General features: G+C 69.9%; 10 protein-coding genes. 6 read left to right on the top strand and 4 right to left on the bottom strand.

Annotation, left to right across the window (positions count from 1 at the left end):
• The first annotated feature begins 181 nt into the window (after window positions 1-181).
• Complete coding sequence (gene trxA, locus ENSA5_RS18435) at window positions 182-598, top strand: thioredoxin (protein ID WP_106392995.1); 417 nt, start codon at window positions 182-184, stop codon at window positions 596-598.
• Between the two features lie 54 nt (window positions 599-652).
• On the opposite strand, the gene ENSA5_RS37820 is transcribed toward trxA, so the two are convergent.
• Together ENSA5_RS37820 and ENSA5_RS18445 are read right to left on the bottom strand one after the other, a co-directional pair.
• Window positions 653-2437 carry an IgGFc-binding protein gene (locus ENSA5_RS37820; protein ID WP_258182906.1) on the bottom strand — a complete coding sequence of 595 codons (1785 nt, stop codon included), beginning with the start codon at window positions 2435-2437 and terminating at the stop codon, window positions 653-655.
• Window positions 2438-2490: 53 nt separating this feature from the next.
• Complete coding sequence (locus ENSA5_RS18445; protein WP_181197895.1) at window positions 2491-6534, bottom strand: protein kinase domain-containing protein; 4044 nt, start codon at window positions 6532-6534, stop codon at window positions 2491-2493.
• Window positions 6535-6768: 234 nt separating this feature from the next.
• On the opposite strand from ENSA5_RS18445, the gene ENSA5_RS36080 reads away from it, so the two are divergent.
• Together ENSA5_RS36080 and ENSA5_RS18450 are read left to right on the top strand one after the other, a co-directional pair.
• Window positions 6769-7272: a hypothetical protein gene (locus ENSA5_RS36080; RefSeq protein WP_181197896.1), complete on the top strand. Its 504-nt coding sequence runs from the start codon at window positions 6769-6771 to the stop codon at window positions 7270-7272.
• 258 nt (window positions 7273-7530) lie between these two features.
• On the top strand, window positions 7531-8091 hold the full coding sequence (locus tag ENSA5_RS18450) for a hypothetical protein (RefSeq protein ID WP_146155846.1): 561 nt from the start codon (window positions 7531-7533) through the stop codon (window positions 8089-8091).
• Window positions 8092-8731: 640 nt separating this feature from the next.
• Here ENSA5_RS18450 and ENSA5_RS18455 read toward each other — a convergent pair.
• A complete protein-coding gene (locus ENSA5_RS18455; RefSeq protein ID WP_106392998.1) occupies window positions 8732-10582 on the bottom strand; it encodes a hypothetical protein in 1851 nt (616 codons plus the stop codon).
• Between the two features lie 221 nt (window positions 10583-10803).
• On the opposite strand from ENSA5_RS18455, the gene ENSA5_RS18460 reads away from it, so the two are divergent.
• Entirely contained in the window at window positions 10804-11322 is a 519-nt protein-coding gene (locus ENSA5_RS18460; protein WP_106392999.1) for a hypothetical protein, read from the top strand.
• A 162-nt stretch (window positions 11323-11484) separates the two neighbouring features.
• Window positions 11485-11934 carry a hypothetical protein gene (locus tag ENSA5_RS18465; protein WP_146155847.1) on the top strand — a complete coding sequence of 150 codons (450 nt, stop codon included), beginning with the start codon at window positions 11485-11487 and terminating at the stop codon, window positions 11932-11934.
• Window positions 11935-12034: 100 nt separating this feature from the next.
• Here ENSA5_RS18465 and ENSA5_RS18470 read toward each other — a convergent pair whose 3' ends face one another.
• The gene (locus ENSA5_RS18470; RefSeq protein WP_106393001.1) at window positions 12035-13081 is read right to left on the bottom strand and encodes an alpha/beta fold hydrolase; all 1047 of its coding nucleotides are present in this window, start codon (window positions 13079-13081) and stop codon (window positions 12035-12037) included.
• Between the two features lie 135 nt (window positions 13082-13216).
• Between ENSA5_RS18470 and ENSA5_RS18475 the strand changes: the two genes are divergently transcribed.
• Complete coding sequence (locus tag ENSA5_RS18475) at window positions 13217-14275, top strand: alpha/beta hydrolase (protein ID WP_106393016.1); 1059 nt, start codon at window positions 13217-13219, stop codon at window positions 14273-14275.
• Window positions 14276-14289: the final 14 nt, after the last annotated feature.

Below are 14289 nucleotides of genomic sequence, written 5' to 3' on the forward strand. Positions count from 1 at the left end.
GGCGGCGATGAGGACTGCGCGCGCGCCACGGAGCTGCGAACACGGACCTCCCGCGCAGCGTGGTCTGAGGGGAGGTTTTGGGCCTCCTCGCCCGCGTGCTTGTGTCGCGGCGACGGGCCGGGTAACTCGGGTTGGGCGCGGCGCGTAGCTTGGGCTACACAGCTGCCGCGAGGAGCAAGCCATGAGCGTGATCGAGCTGACCAAGGACAATTTCCAGGAGACCATCGACGGCGAGGGCATCGTGTTCGTCGATTTCTGGGCGACCTGGTGCGGACCCTGTCGGGCCTTCGCGCCGACCTTCGAGAAGGCGGCCGAGAAGCACCAAGACATCAAGTTCGGCAAGATCGACACCGAGGCCCAGCGCGAGCTCGCGGCGGCGTTTCAGATCCAGGCGATCCCGACCCTGGCTGCGTTCCGCGACAACATCCTGGTCTTTCGTCAGTCCGGCGCCCTGCCGCCGCCCGCGTTCGAGCGCCTGATCGGTGAGGTCCGCGGTCTCGACATGGACGACGTCCGCCGCCAGATCGCCGAGGCCGAGGCCAGCCAGGAGCAGGGCCCCGACCATGGCGACGCCGAGTCCGACGTCGACGAGTCCTGATCTCACTGGTGACTGAGCGTCACGAGCGAGACAAGCCCCCTCTGGGGGCCATTACTATTGCGGGTTGATGACCGCCAGCTGAAGCCCGCCCGGGTACGCGTACGAGGTCACGTTCGTGTACCCGACCTGGATGATGCCGAAGGGCTGCGTGCTCGTTGCGAAGTGTGCGCCCTCCGTGACCTGGTAGTCGGCGACGTCCCAGGCCCCGATCTGGTAGTAGCCGTCGACGACCACGTCATCGATCATGATGTCGTCGCCGCCAGCCGGCCGAATGATCTGGGCGTAGTGGAGGCTGTAGTTGGTCCCGGTCACGAACGCGTAGGTGTCGAGGAACTGCTCGGTCGGGACCATCTGATACATCGAGGGGTCGCCGGTCCCGGCCCCGCCGTTTTGGCCCTCGAGCAGCTGCACGGGCAAGAAGGGGCCGTCACCCGTGAACACGAAGCTCGCCTGGGTGCCGAACTGGTAGTACTCGCCCTTGTCGAGTTGGAGCGGGAACCCGGGCTGCTGCGGGGCGGTGTTGACGGTGATCCCGTCCTCGCCGCCGTAGACGCGCCAGTAGTAGGTCTCATTGCCGCGCTGCGGGGCGTGGGCGCCGACGTACTCCTCGCCCCAATACTCGAGCGGGAGCAGGACCTCTTCGAGGTGATCGCAGTAGAGGGTCGGGTGCATCGGGACGTTGGCGCACTCGCTCGCGCCCGCGACCCACACGGGCTTGTCGGCGGTGATGATTGTGCCCGAGAGATCCTGGTACTGCGCGGCCACGACCACGTTGAGGGTGTCGTAGCGCTGCATTGCGACCTGCGCGCTCTGACCCGGCATCAGGCCCGGGACGCCGCCGCCCGCGGCCGTCGGACCCCCGGCGAGGAAGTCGAGGGTCGTGTCGTCCTGGGTCGCGATGGCCGTGAAGTAGCCGGGGTAGTGGATGTGGAAGGTCCCGGGGTAGGACGCGACCACGTAGTTGCCGGTCAGCGCGTGCTCGGGCAGGAGCATCGAGGCGTCGTTGGTCGCCTGGGATCCAATCGGCGAGTGGAGGTAGGCGACGATCGGGATGTCGGTCTCGACCCGGTAGACGCCGCCGGTCCGCTTGGTCGTGACGCTCTCGATCTGGGCGTTGTCGAGCTGGAAGGTGTGGGTGCCCTCGGGTCCGACCATGACCGCGGGGCCCTGGGCCTGCTCGACGTTTTGGTTGTTGGGCACGAAGTAGAGCTGGGCGGTCACGCTCTTGTCGGACGAGACGTTGCCGATGACCAGCGAGTCGGGCTGGTTGGCGTGGAGGTTGTCCATGCGGTTGGCGAAGAACGAGCAACCGACGGAGCTCGGGTTGACCTCAATGAGATCGCAAAGCGGCACGCAGTCGCCGCTGAGGCAGCCCTCGGTGTCCTCGCAGGGCACGGGTGGCCCCCACTCGGAGCCGTCGTCGACGCAGGTCTGGACGCTGTCGGGGTCGAAGCAGCTGGTCGCGCCCGGGTCGCAAAACGTCGCCTCGGTGTCGCCGTCACCGTCGCCCGTGTCGCCGTCGCCCGTGTCGCCGTCGCCGTCGCCGTCCCCGGTATCGCCGTCGCCGTCCCCGGTATCGCCGTCGCCGTCGCCGTCGCCGTCGCCGGGGTCGCCGTCGCCGTCGCCCGTGTCACCGTCGCCGTCCCCGGTCGTGGCCATTGTATCCCCGGACTCGGTCGTGGTGTCGGTGCTGGTGCCGCCGTCGCTGGTCTCGAGGCACAGCGACGTGAGGCAGTCGCCGACGTCGCCGTCGCTCGCGCTGTCCCCACACGCGAGCGCGAGCGAGGCGAGGGGCAAGAGCAGCAGCGAGGAGTGGAGCCGAAGAGTTGGAGAGGCCATCGCTCGCATCATCGCCGATTTACGCGTGCCAGCAGAAACGAGCCCCCTCCTGGCTACCTCAAGGTCAGGCGGGCGATCAGCTCGGCGGCGCGATCGGCCTCGAGGGTGGCCCCGAGCACGCGCAGCTGAGCTTCGCCGAGGCGGGCGTGATCGAGGGCGCCGCGGAGGTCGTGGGGCGCGAGGACCTCGGCCTGGGCGAGCAGACACAGGCCGACGTGTCGCTGAGCCGAGAGCTTCTCGGCCCGATCGGACAGCTGCTCGAGCGCGACGTAGTCGTCGCTGGCGTGGTTGGGGTCGCCGAGTCCGAGCCGCAGGCTCGTGAGCGACACGTCGAGCTCGCGGTAGGGGTTGCCGAGGCTCTCGCAGGCCGCGCGGGCGCGGTCGAGCAGCTCGGGTCGTCGCTCGGGGCTGCTGGCCTCGGCGAGGACCAGCAGCGCGCCGATCAGGAGGCCGTCGAGCTCCTGAGCTTGGGCCGTGTCGACGGCTTCGCTCGCGTGGCGCCGGGCCTCGGCCGGCTCGTCGCGGGCGAGGTCGATCGTAGCGAGCAGCTCGTGGGCGGCGCCGAGCTCCGCCGAGGCGCCCGTGCGCCGGGCGACATCTTTGGCTCGGCGGGCCTCCTGGGCGGCGACCTCGAGCCTACCCGAGAGCAGCGCGTGGCGACCGAGCTCGGTGTGAACCAGGGTGAACAGGCGCGGATCCTCGACCTCGTCGGCGAGCTCGCGGGCGCCGTCGAGGGCCTCGCTGGCGTCTTCGATCCGACCGAGGTCGCGCAGGACCTGGACGCGCGCGGCCTCGGCGTAGGCCAGGCCCCAGCGATCGCCGATCGCCCGCTTGTCGGCGGCGGCGCGCTCGAGCTCGCGCAGCGCCCGGCTGGCGTGGCCCGCGAGCGCGCAGGCCTGACCGAGGTGAAAGCGGGCGATCGAGACGTTCCAGCGATCGGTCGGGGGGTGCAGGACCAGGCAGCGCTCGTAGGCCTCGATCGCCGCCTCGGCGTCGCCGCTGGCGATCCGCCAGTTGCCCCGGCTGCGCTCGAGCTCGGCGGCGACGCGGTCGCGATCGGGTCCGCGCTGGGAGGGGAAGGTCGCGAGCTCGGCGCTGCCGGCCTCGAGCTCGGCCTCGGCGAGCTCGTGGCGGCGGGCCTCGCAGTGGGCGAACGCAGCCAGGGCCCAGAGCCCGACGCGCTCGAGCGAGTGCTTGCCCGCGAGCAGCTCGAGGCCCTCGCGGCAGTAGGCGATCGCGGTCTCGTAGTGGCCGAGCTTGCTGGCCACGCGCGCCAGCTTCTGCAGCTGTCGCGCCTCCTCGTCGCGGTCACCCTCGCTCGCGGCCCGGCGGCGGCTGTTGTCGTAGGCCTCGCGCGCGGCCGTGTACTCGCCGTGCATCAGGAGCAGATCGCCGATCTGCATCGAGCGCGAGCTGGTCGCCGGGCGCAGGGCCGCGAGCTCGGCCCGGGCTCGACGCTGACGCTCGGCCGCGCGTCGGTCTCGCGGGCGGAGGCCGAGGAGGCGGTCGGCGAGGCTCCGGTGCCCGAGCTGCTTGGCCAGCTCCGCGCCGCGCTCGCCGAGCCGGGCCAGCCGAGCTTCGTCGCCGTGGTCGAGGATCGAGGCGAGGCGGCGGAGGGCCGCGAGCGCGGCGTGGGTCTCGTCGTTGACGAGCTCGAGCTCGGCGAGCAGCAGCAAGAGCTCGGCGCGCTCGACGACCGCGAGCGAGTCGGACAGCTCGAGCAGCTTGGTCAGCTGGTCCAGGGCCGGGTCGGTGCGGCCATCTTCGAGGGCCTGCTGGGCGTGCGCGACGACGAGCGGGCGAGCCTCGGCGACGGCGTTGCCCTCGATCAGGTGAGCGACGCGCATGCGCTCGCGGTCCTCGACGTGGTCCTCGGAGAAGGGCAGCCGCAGGAGGCGCTCGGCGCAGTGGAGGTGGAGCTTGTGGCGGGCCGCGCTCGGGAGCTCGTCGTGGATCACTCGGCGCAGGAGCTCGCTCGTGAAGCGCAGCGTGATGCGGCCGCCGCCGCGAACTTCGGTCACGAGATCACGCTCGACCGCGTGGGCGAGGAGGTGCTCGAGCTCGCTCGGGCTTCGGCCGACGAGCTCGACGAGCTCGTCGAAGTCGAAGCTGCCGCCGTCGACGGCGAGCACCGAGCCCGTCCGCAGCGCGCAAAACAGCGTGGTCGGCAGCCGTCGGAGGCGACTGACCAGCGCCGCGCGGATGCTGCGGGGGATCGGCCAGCCCGCGAGCTCGAGCCGCCAGATATGGTCGCGGCGGACCAAGATACCGGCATCGACGGCCGTACGGACGAGCTCGCGCGCGTAGAGCGGCCGGCCGCCGCTCTCGCGAAACAGCTGCTCGGCGAGGCCCGGCGCGGGCAGGCCACCGCCGAGCAGCTGGGTCATCAGCGCGCTGTGGATGTCCTCGTCGAGGGGTCCGAGGCTCAGGCTCAGCGCGCGGGGGTGCTGCGCGAGCCGGAGCTCGAGCCGACTCAGGGGATGTTGGTCGCCGAGTTCGGCGCGCTCGTAGGCGAGCACGAACACCAGCGGCGCCCGCGGGAGCCGACGAAAGAGCAGGTCGACCAGCTCGACGGCCTCGCTGCTGAAGTGCGCGTCGTCGATCGCCAGGGTCAGCGGCCGCCGGTTGGCGACCAGCGCCGCGAACGCCCGGACGAGCAGGTTCTCGGTCCGCTCGCGCGAAGACTTGGCCCCGGCGGACAGCTTGGCGGTCTTCGACCCGTTCGCGCGCGCGTGCTCGCTCTCGCGCTCATGGGTCACCCTCGGGCGCTCGCGCTCGTCGACGCGCTCGAGCCCCGCCCACGAGCTCTCGCGCTTGGGCGCGTGCGCGAGGTGTCCGAGGCGGCTGCGGGCGAGATCGGGGAACAGCGCGACGAGCCGGGCCGCGTCGGCGGTCAGCAGCTCGACGGCCTCGGGCCGCTGGGCCAGCCCCGCGGTCAGCAGCTCGCTGAAGGGCCCGAGCCAGCCGCCGTGGGCGTTGGCCGTGGCGCTGGTTCGCAGCAACTCGATCTCTCGCTGCTGACACGCGAGGGCGAGCTCGTCGAGCAGCGTCGTCTTGCCGATCCCGGCCTCGCCCGCGATCAGCACGAGCTGCTGGGCTCCGGCTCGAGCGGTGATCAGGCGCGAGTCGATGGTCCGCAGGATCGGGTCACGGCCGACGGCGTCGTGAAGCCCCGGGCCGCGCGCGTCGCCGGACTCGAGGCCGAGCGAAGCTGGCCCGAGCCCGCTCGACGCCTGGGGCCCGAGCAGCGAGATCGCGTCGGTGGCGTCGGCGTAGGGCTCGAGCAGCTCGGCGACCTCGCGGCCGTTGCCTGGACGCCGCGCCGGCTCCTTGGTCAGGAGCGCGAGGATCAGGGACTCGAGCTCGGTCGGGAGCCCGGTGCGCAGGAGCCCCGGTCGCGTGGGGGTGGTCTCGGCGACGGCCTCGAGCATGGCCTTGGGCTCGCCCGCGAACAGCGGCCGCCCGACGAGGGCCTCGTAGAGCACCGCGCCGAGGGCGTAGAGATCCGAGCGCGGGCTGGGCGGATCGCCGCGGACCTGCTCGGGCGAGACGTAGGGCAGCGTCCCGATCAGCGGGTTGGCCTGGTCGCGGATGAACCTCGGCCTGAGGGTGCGGCCCACCAACTCTGCGAGGCCGAAGTCCATGAGCTTGACGCGGAGCCGGTCGTCGTCACGGACGAGCATCACGCTGGCCGGCTTGACGTCGCGGTGGACGACATCGTGGCCATGGCTGTGGGCCAGGGCCAGGGCGACCTGGCGAGCGATCTCGGCCGCGAGCGGGATCGGCAGCGGGCCCGCCGTGAGCAGCTCGGCGAGGGTCCGGCCCTGAAGCAGGGGCATGATCAGGAACAAGAGCTCCTGGTCGCGGCCGAAGTCGAACACCGGGACGATCCCCGGGTGATCGAGGCCCGCGACGAGCCTGGCCTCGCGGCGGAGCTGGGACTCGAACAGCGGCCGGTTGTCCTCGTCGTTGAGCAGCTTGATCGCGACCTCACGCTCGAGCACGTGGTCGCGCCCGGCGAATACTACGCTGATGCCACCGCGGCCGAGCTCGCGCTCGAGGACATAGCGTCGGCGAAGGGTGCGACCCGGATCCACGCTGGCGATGAGTGTGTACCGATGTCCGCGCCCGACAAAATCGCTCGCTCGAAGCCGCGTCTGTGGACGGGAACGGCCCTTGGTCGGCCAGTGCGAGGCGTCCGTGCGCGGGCCGTCGCGGCGACCCGCCCTCCAGGCCCGCGGCGCGCGGGGAAAATTGCCACATCCGCGCGCGTTGGCGCGCTGGCTGGCTCCGGTTTCAACCAAATGCCCGCGGCGTGCAACACTGCGCCCATGTCCGAGCCGGAGCCTCGCTGCGCGCACTACCAGTTCGTTCACGTCGCGCTGCGGACCCTCGTGTTTCAGGAGGCCCGGCTGGCCGCCGCGCTGTGGGAGCTCGACGATCCCATGGCCCTGCTCGACGACATCGCCCTGCAGGTGGTGCGCGCGTGCCGGGGCGAGGGCGAGGGCGGTGAGCTGCGCGCTGAACAGCTCACGCTGCACAAGCTGCGCCTCGGCGCCCACCCTTGCGTGGTCATCGAGATGCCCGAGCCGGTCGCCGCGACCGAGGCGTTCATGATCGCGATTCTCGAGCTGCGCGACCTCGACGCTTCGCCCGACTCAGACCAGGCCGCCGAGCGCCGCTACTTCACGCTCGAGTACTCGGGCCACCGGCCCGCGCCGCACACGGTCCTGTGCGAGTGGACGGCGCAGGGCAGCCACATGAACATGGGCGGCGGGCCGGAGCCGGAGGTCGGGGCCTTCGTCACCGAGCTCGCCCGCTTCGTGCTCGACTAGCAGCCCGGGGTGCTAGTCCGCGTGCCTGAAGTCTGTTCTGGATTTGATGCGGAGCTGAGGGCCGGTACAGCGGCGTTTTGGCTTCGCGCCCTCGGCGAAAATTCCGGCGCGAGGCAACACGATGCATTGCAGCCCGGGCTGCTAGCTACACGAGCTTCGGCGCGCCGCAGTCGAGCGCGCGGTTCATGCAGGATGCCGACCCGCACGCGCGAACTCGTTGCGGCTTGTCACACGTGGAACTCCCCCTAGTTTTTCTCCATGTTTCACGCAACAGTTTTTGCGGCAGTGCTCTCCTCTTTTTCGCCATTGGAGCAGCCGCCCCCGCTGGCGGTCGCCGACGAGTACATCGCCCAGGACGGTCGCCGCGTGCGGTGGGCGTCCGTGACCTATACTCTGCCGGACGGCCAGACGGCCGAGGTCGTTCTGGTCGCCGACGATACCGCCAGCGGCGAGGGGTATCTATTCGTGGACGGCGAAGCGATCGCCCACTCAAGCTACGACGACGCGAACGGCGTCGCTAGCTGGAGGTCATCAGCCCCGGGAACAGACGCGCTGGCCGGCGCGGCCCTGGTTGGTCTCTCAGGCGGCGCCGCGGACGAACTCCTGAATGTATTCACCGAGGGACCGCAAGAGTTCCCCTGCAGCAAGTGGGGGAAGAAGGTCTTACGGGCCGGTAAGTACATTTGGGGAGCCATGGTTGCGGCCAGCGCTGGCGCGTGTTGCGGTGGAACCGGCATGGCGGGCTGTGGCCTGTGCAGTGCTGGGGGAGCCGTACTACACGAGGCGGGGCGAGAGGCGTTAGAGGGCTACTGTGACTGACAAACCCAGTCCCGACCCGCCGACCTTTCCGTTTGTGGCGACTCCTTACCGGGTCGCTGTAGCGACGATCGCCGCCCTCCTCGTGTGGGGCGTCCCGATGCTGGACCTACCGATCTGGGCCGGGGCCCTGCTGGCGGGTGGGATCATGCTGGCGGTCATCAGCATTCTTCAGGCCGTGCTACGCCGACGCTGGCGAGCGACGAAGACAGCGGCGACAAGCCGGGCTGAGACTTGAGGCTGTCCTGCAGAGTATCAGGTGGTCGAGCAGCACTGGTCGCTTTGGCGGCGAGCGAAGCTCGCGCTCGATCTGGGTTCGGTCGAGGACGCCCAGTTCGGCGCTCGTCGGTTGATGGACATCTTCCCGGCACAGCGACAGCGGGGCAACGCACGTGCTGGTGGCCGAGACCTGATCCGCCTCACTCCGGCCCAAAGTGATCGCGCCGGGCCAGGCGGGTGTTCCAGAGCTGTGTAGCGGACAGCCGAGCGCCGAGCGCTGGCGCTGACCCGGCGGCTCGCCTCCATGAACGTCCCGGTCGACCACCCGAGCGCGGTCCTGGTCGTCGATTGCTTGTTGACGCTGGCCGAGACCAGCCCCAGCGGCGGCGTCTGGCTCGACCGCGTGAGGTGTTGGCGGGTCGGCTCAGTCCGTCGTGCGCTGCGCAGTAGCGAGGCGCTCGGGGGCGACCTGCGTGGTCTCGAGCATGGCCTCGAAGGCGCGGATGCGAGGTCCGTCGAGGGCGAAGAGCTCGGCCACGAAGCGCGGCGACAGTGGTTGGTAGTACGCGCGGGCCTCGACCTCGTAGGGGCCGGCGTCGGCCGGGGCCTCGACCACGACGCTGACTGTGTCGCCCCCAGCCCCAAAGTCGGGATCGCCCGCGACGCCGACGGCGGCGATCGCTTCGCTCGCGAGCTGAGGATCCCAGCCCGTCGGCAGGAGGCGGTTGTCCTTGTAGTAGCTCGCGCCGCGCAGGAGTCGATAGGTCGGCTGGCCCTCGGTATCGGCCATCACGGCCTCCCAGATCTGGGCCTGATTCTGCTGCCCGAGCTCGTCGAGGTGCGGGGCCACGGGTCCGCCGACGAGCTCGCTGGCGAGGACCTGGCCCTCGCCGTCGAGCAGGCGCCCGCGCTCGTCGTGGCCGCCCGAGCGAAACACGAGCTGACCATTGACGTCGCGCAGCTCGACCCACAAGAACACGCGCCGGCTCGGGAAGCCCGTCGGCAGCTTGTGGCCCACGAGGCTGGAGATCGTGACGGGGATCCGCAGCGTGTCGCCCTCGCGGACGATCGGAGCGATCGTGAGCTCGGCCGTCGCCTGCTCGAGTTGGGCGCGCGTCGCCGCGATCGTGGCCTCGAAGGCGGCGGCGGAGGCGTTTGGCTGGAGCACCTGCGCGTAGTCACGGATGAGCTCGAGCATCAGGGTGTTGCCGCCGACGAAGAGGTGGCGGCCGTAGGGGCTGCGATCGTCGATCGGGGGGAAGTCGTCGCCCATCGGGCGGTGGGCGATCCGGGTCGAGATCGGGAGCCCGTCCTCGGACAGCTTCGGCGCGTGGCAGTCCTGGCAGCTCGCGGCCTGGGGGCCAGGGTCGGCGGCCTCGGTCGAGAACGCCGAATTTTGCCACTCGAGGTAGGGGGTCTGCTCGCCGAGGCTGGCCCCGGTCGCCCCGCCCTCGGGCGTCAACGCCTCGGTGAACAGGGTGTGGCAGGTGGCGCAGGTGGCAGACTCGACGATGTGCTCGCCGAGCGTCGGGGTCATGTCGACGTGGTTCACCATCGGCATGGTGAAGGGCTGATCGTGGGGCCCGTAGATCCGGCCCTCGCCCGCCACGGTCCAGCCGCCCGAGAAGGACGCGGGCTGGCCGAGCTGCTCGTCCTCGATCTGGTGGCAGAGCGTGCACGAGACGCCGTCGAGGCCGAGGGCCCCGTGATCGGAGTCGGGCTCGTGGAGGGTGGCGAGCGCGGGCGAGCCAGCGTCGCTCAGCTCGAGCTCGGCCGCGAGCAAGGGCGTGTGGCAGCGTGTGCACTTGGCCTCGATCGCCGCGGCCGCGGCCGGGGTGCTGAGGACCTCGCCCTCGACCATCGCGTGCCAGAAGGGATCGCGCGCGGCGTTGGCCATCATCGATGAACGCCACAGGTCGTGGGGGGCCACGCCCCGGCCCGCCTCGTCGCGCATCGCCTCGGCCTGGTCGCTGTTGGCGTGGCACGTCTCGCAGACGTGGGCGGTCGCGACCCTCCCGGTGTTGACGGTGTGCCCGGGCGGGAGCTGGAGGGCGGCAGTGCCTGGGTCCGGGTCGCCGTCGCCCGGGTCGCCGTCGCCCGGGTCGCCATCGCCCGGGTCGCCGTCGCCCGGGTCGCCGTCGCCCGGGTCGCCGTCTGCGGCACCGGACTCGCCGTGCGTGCCGGGCCCGGACCCGGAGCTTGCCTCATTGTGGCCACACGCCAGGGCGGTGAGCGCGACGGTCGTGAGCAGGGCAGCGACGGGTCGGGCGGTCATTCCGTCCGATAGAGCACAATCCGTGCCGGGCCCGACTCGGCCTGCCGCTCGCTCGGGGCCGTGTCGGGCCGCCCTGCGTTTCAGTCGCGACGCGGTGTTTCACCAGTGCAGAGTGCGGGCGTGAAGCGCTCGGTATCGCTCTCGACGGCGGCGCGGAAAAAAATCCGAAAAATTTTGGCGGTCTCGCAATCCCTCCATGGGGGCCGCGGCACTGCTGGGGCATGAACGCCTTCTCCACCAAGCGCATCCGCACCGCTCTTCTCACCCTCGCCGGCGTCGCCGGCCTCGCTGCGGTCGTCGCGACCACCACCACCGAGGCCGAGGCTGGGCCGGGCCAGGACAACCACTACGTCGTGCAGGCCGGGGGCTTCAACGACGTGATGTTCGGCGACACCCTCACGATCCATCGCACTGGCGACGGCCAAATGGCCTTCGTCAGCGTCGACGGCCACGAGTTCCTCCAGACCCCCGATCTCGTCAGCCACACCAGCGACAACGCCAACAGCCAGCAGACCTACGCGGGCACCACGGTCACCGAGCTCCCCGGCGGCGGCACGCGCGTGGACATCGACCACGGCGACGGCTCCTCGACCACGGTCGTCCACGATCCCAACGGCGGCCCTAACGGTGGCTCGCGCACGACCGTGGGCCACACCGGCTCCGACGGCTCCACGACCACGACCACGACCACGACCGACGGCAGCGACGGCTCCTCGACGACGACGACCTCGCGGAGCTAGCACCCCGGGCTGCTAGCAGCCCGTGGTGCAATGCATCGTGTCGCCTCGCTTGGCCTTTTCGCCGACGGCTTTGTCGCCGCAGCGAGGGGCCTCGAACATGAGGTCGATGGCCCAAGGTGATCGCGCCGGGCCAGCTGGGTGGTTCAGAGCTATGTAGAGTTCGTGACCGGCGAGGGCCAAGTCGATGCGGGGGACAGCCGGGCGGCCGCGGATCGTGCGCTGGCGCTGACCCGGCGGCTCGCCTCGCGAAAGGTCCCCGTCGACCACCCGGCCGCGGCCCTCGTCGTCGATTCCTTGCTGACGCTGGCCGAGACCAGCCCCAATGGCGGTGTCTGGCTCGACCGCGTGTTTCGCCTCCACACGGCCAAGGGCTGGATCATGACGCCGAGCGCTGTGAAGCGGATCCAGACCGCGCTCGACCAAATCTCCCAGGTGCCGGGCTCGGGGCTGCGCGACTACGAGGCCAGGCTCCGGGCGATGTCGGGGCAGGGCCGGCGCGTCTCGGCCCGGCTCATGGTCGCGATCAGCGAGATGCTCGATGTGTGCTCGTACGGCACGATGGTTCCGGTCGAGGAGGTCGAGCCTCGAGCTTCGCGCGCGTGCTTGTGGTGAGGCTGAGGAGACACGCGGCGGGTCCGCGTGAGGTCTGAGCTTGGAGCCTCAGCCCGTCGCGCGCTGCGCGGTCGTGGGCTCGACCGCCGCGGCCGCGGAGCTACTCGGCGAGGAATTCCGTCAGCGCGGCGATGTACTCCGGCCACGCCTCCGCCTGGGGGATGTGGCCGATCCCCGCGAGCTCGACGAGCTCGCTGTTCGGGATCGCCGCTTGGGTCCGCTTGCCCAGCTCGCCGTACAGCCCCATCGTCGCGGCGAGCTCTTCGGAGACGAGGTTTTTGCCGAGCGCCGTGCGGTCACGGTCGCCAATAATGAGTAGCGTGGGCGCGGCGACGTTGCCGAATTCGTAGACCACTGGCTGCGTGAAGATCATGTCGTAGGTGAGCGCCGAGACCCACGCGATTCGCTCGTATTCGGGCCCCTCGGTCCAGCCGGTCTGAATCTCGGCGAGGCGGTCGTACTCCGGCTTCCAATTACCATCGAAGTAGCTGGCCTTCATGTAGGCCCGAACCTTCTCCGGCGTCTTGTCGAGTTCGTTCTCGTACCAGGTCTCGACCGGCGTGTAGGGCACCTTGAGCTTCCAGTCTTCGAGGCCGATCGGGTTCACGAGCACGAGTTGCCGTGTTCGCTCCGGGTACATGAGCGCGATCCGAGTTGCGAGCATGCCACCCATCGAGTGCCCGACGACCGACACATCCGCGACGCCGAGTTCGTCGAGCAGGTTCAGCGTGTTCGTCGCAAGCGCGTGGAAGGTGAATTGGTAGTGCTCAGGCTTGCTCGACTTGCCAAACCCTATCTGGTCCGGCGCGATGACTCGATAGCCTTCCGCGGTCAGCGCGTTAATCGTGTCGACCCAGTACGCGGCCGAGAAGTTCTTGCCATGAAGCAAGAGCACCGTCTTGCCGTTGGCCTCGGCCGGGGCAACGTCCATGTACGCCATCTCGAGTTTCTGGCTCTGCCCTTCAAACGCGTAGGTCTTCACCTCAAATGGATAGTCGTAGAGGCTCAGGCGTGCATCGAAGCGGTGAGCTTCTGACTCAGAGGCGGCGAGTTCGGCTGCCGGCTCGACCGGTCCGGGGGCGCTCGCGGGCTGTGGTGCAGACGAGCAGCCGACGAGCAGCAGGGCGGTCGCGAGTCGATACTTCATGACGAGATCCAGATACCGAGGGCCTTGTGATGTAGATCGAGGCATGCCTGGGACTCCGAGTGGTACTAGAGATTGCCACTGTACCCGGATCGTGTGAAGATCCTCGCAGCCCGCCTCGACGTGGGTGGAGCCACCATGAGCGTACTCGAGTCTCGCATCATCTCTACCCCTCGTCTCGACACACACCTGTGGCTCGCGGGAGCGCCCGCCAAACCCGCGATCTTGTTGTTGCACGGCAACGTGTCGAGCGCGGCGTTCTTTGACCGTGTGCAGGCCGCGCTCGGCGAGCGCTACTTCGTGATCGCGCCGGATTTGCGCGGTTACGGTCGCTCGGAGGCCAAGCCGGTCGACGCGACCCGCGGCGTGCGCGACTTCTCCGATGATCTGGCGGCGCTGCTCGCCAGCCCGGAGCTGGGCCTGGCCACCGATGCCAAGGTTCACGTCGTGGCGTGGTCCGCGGGGGGCAATGTGGCGATGCAGCTGGCGATCGATCATGGCGCGCGGGTGGCCTCGCTGACGCTGATCAACCCCGGCTCCCCCTATGGCTTTGGCGGGACCAAGGGCCTGGATGGAACCCCTTGTTACGACGACTTCGCGGGCTCGGGCGCGGGCGGGGTCAACCCGACCCTCGTCGAGCTGCTCGCGGCCAAGGACACCAGCGCGGATCAGCCGGTCTCCCCGCGCAACGTGATGAACACCTTCTACTGGAAGCCGCCGTTCAAGCCCGATCCCGAGACCGAGGAGCGCTACCTCGCGGGCATGCTCGAGATCGCGATCGGTGAGGGCAACTATCCAGGCGACGCGCTGCCCTCGGCCAACTGGCCCAACGTGGCGCCCGGGGTCGCGGGGATGAACAACGCGCTCTCGCCCAAATACCTCAACCAGAGCGAGATCGTGCAGCTGCGCGACAAACCCCCGATTTTGTGGGTCCGCGGCGCGGACGATCAGATCGTCTCGGATCGCTCGATGTTCGACTTTGGTGTGCTCGGGGAGCTTGGCGCGGTTCCAGGTTGGCCAGGCGCCGAGGTGTTTCCGGCCCAGCCAATGGTCGCGCAGACCCGCGCGGTGTTCGACCGCTACGCGGCGGCTGGCGGCGCCTACACGGAGGTCGTGGTCGCCGACGCCGGCCATGGTCCCCACATTGAGAAGTACGACGAATTCATGGCCGCGCTGACCCGTTTTCTGGCCAAATGAAGGTTCACGGACCC

It is taken from the genome of Enhygromyxa salina, from assembly GCF_002994615.1.
In the GTDB taxonomy this organism is placed as follows: domain Bacteria; phylum Myxococcota_A; class Polyangia; order Nannocystales; family Nannocystaceae; genus Plesiocystis; species Plesiocystis salina_A.

Coding starts and splice junctions, on each gene's coding strand:
- ENSA5_RS18475 (WP_106393016.1), top strand. CDS start 13,217: ATGAGCGTACTCGAGTCTCGCATCATCTCTACCCCTCGTCTCGACACA.
- trxA (WP_106392995.1), top strand. CDS start 182: ATGAGCGTGATCGAGCTGACCAAGGACAATTTCCAGGAGACCATCGAC.
- ENSA5_RS18455 (WP_106392998.1), bottom strand. CDS start 10,582: ATGACCGCCCGACCCGTCGCTGCCCTGCTCACGACCGTCGCGCTCACC.
- ENSA5_RS18470 (WP_106393001.1), bottom strand. CDS start 13,081: ATGAAGTATCGACTCGCGACCGCCCTGCTGCTCGTCGGCTGCTCGTCT.
- ENSA5_RS18460 (WP_106392999.1), top strand. CDS start 10,804: ATGAACGCCTTCTCCACCAAGCGCATCCGCACCGCTCTTCTCACCCTC.
- ENSA5_RS18450 (WP_146155846.1), top strand. CDS start 7,531: ATGTTTCACGCAACAGTTTTTGCGGCAGTGCTCTCCTCTTTTTCGCCA.
- ENSA5_RS37820 (WP_258182906.1), bottom strand. CDS start 2,437: ATGGCCTCTCCAACTCTTCGGCTCCACTCCTCGCTGCTGCTCTTGCCC.
- ENSA5_RS36080 (WP_181197896.1), top strand. CDS start 6,769: ATGTCCGAGCCGGAGCCTCGCTGCGCGCACTACCAGTTCGTTCACGTC.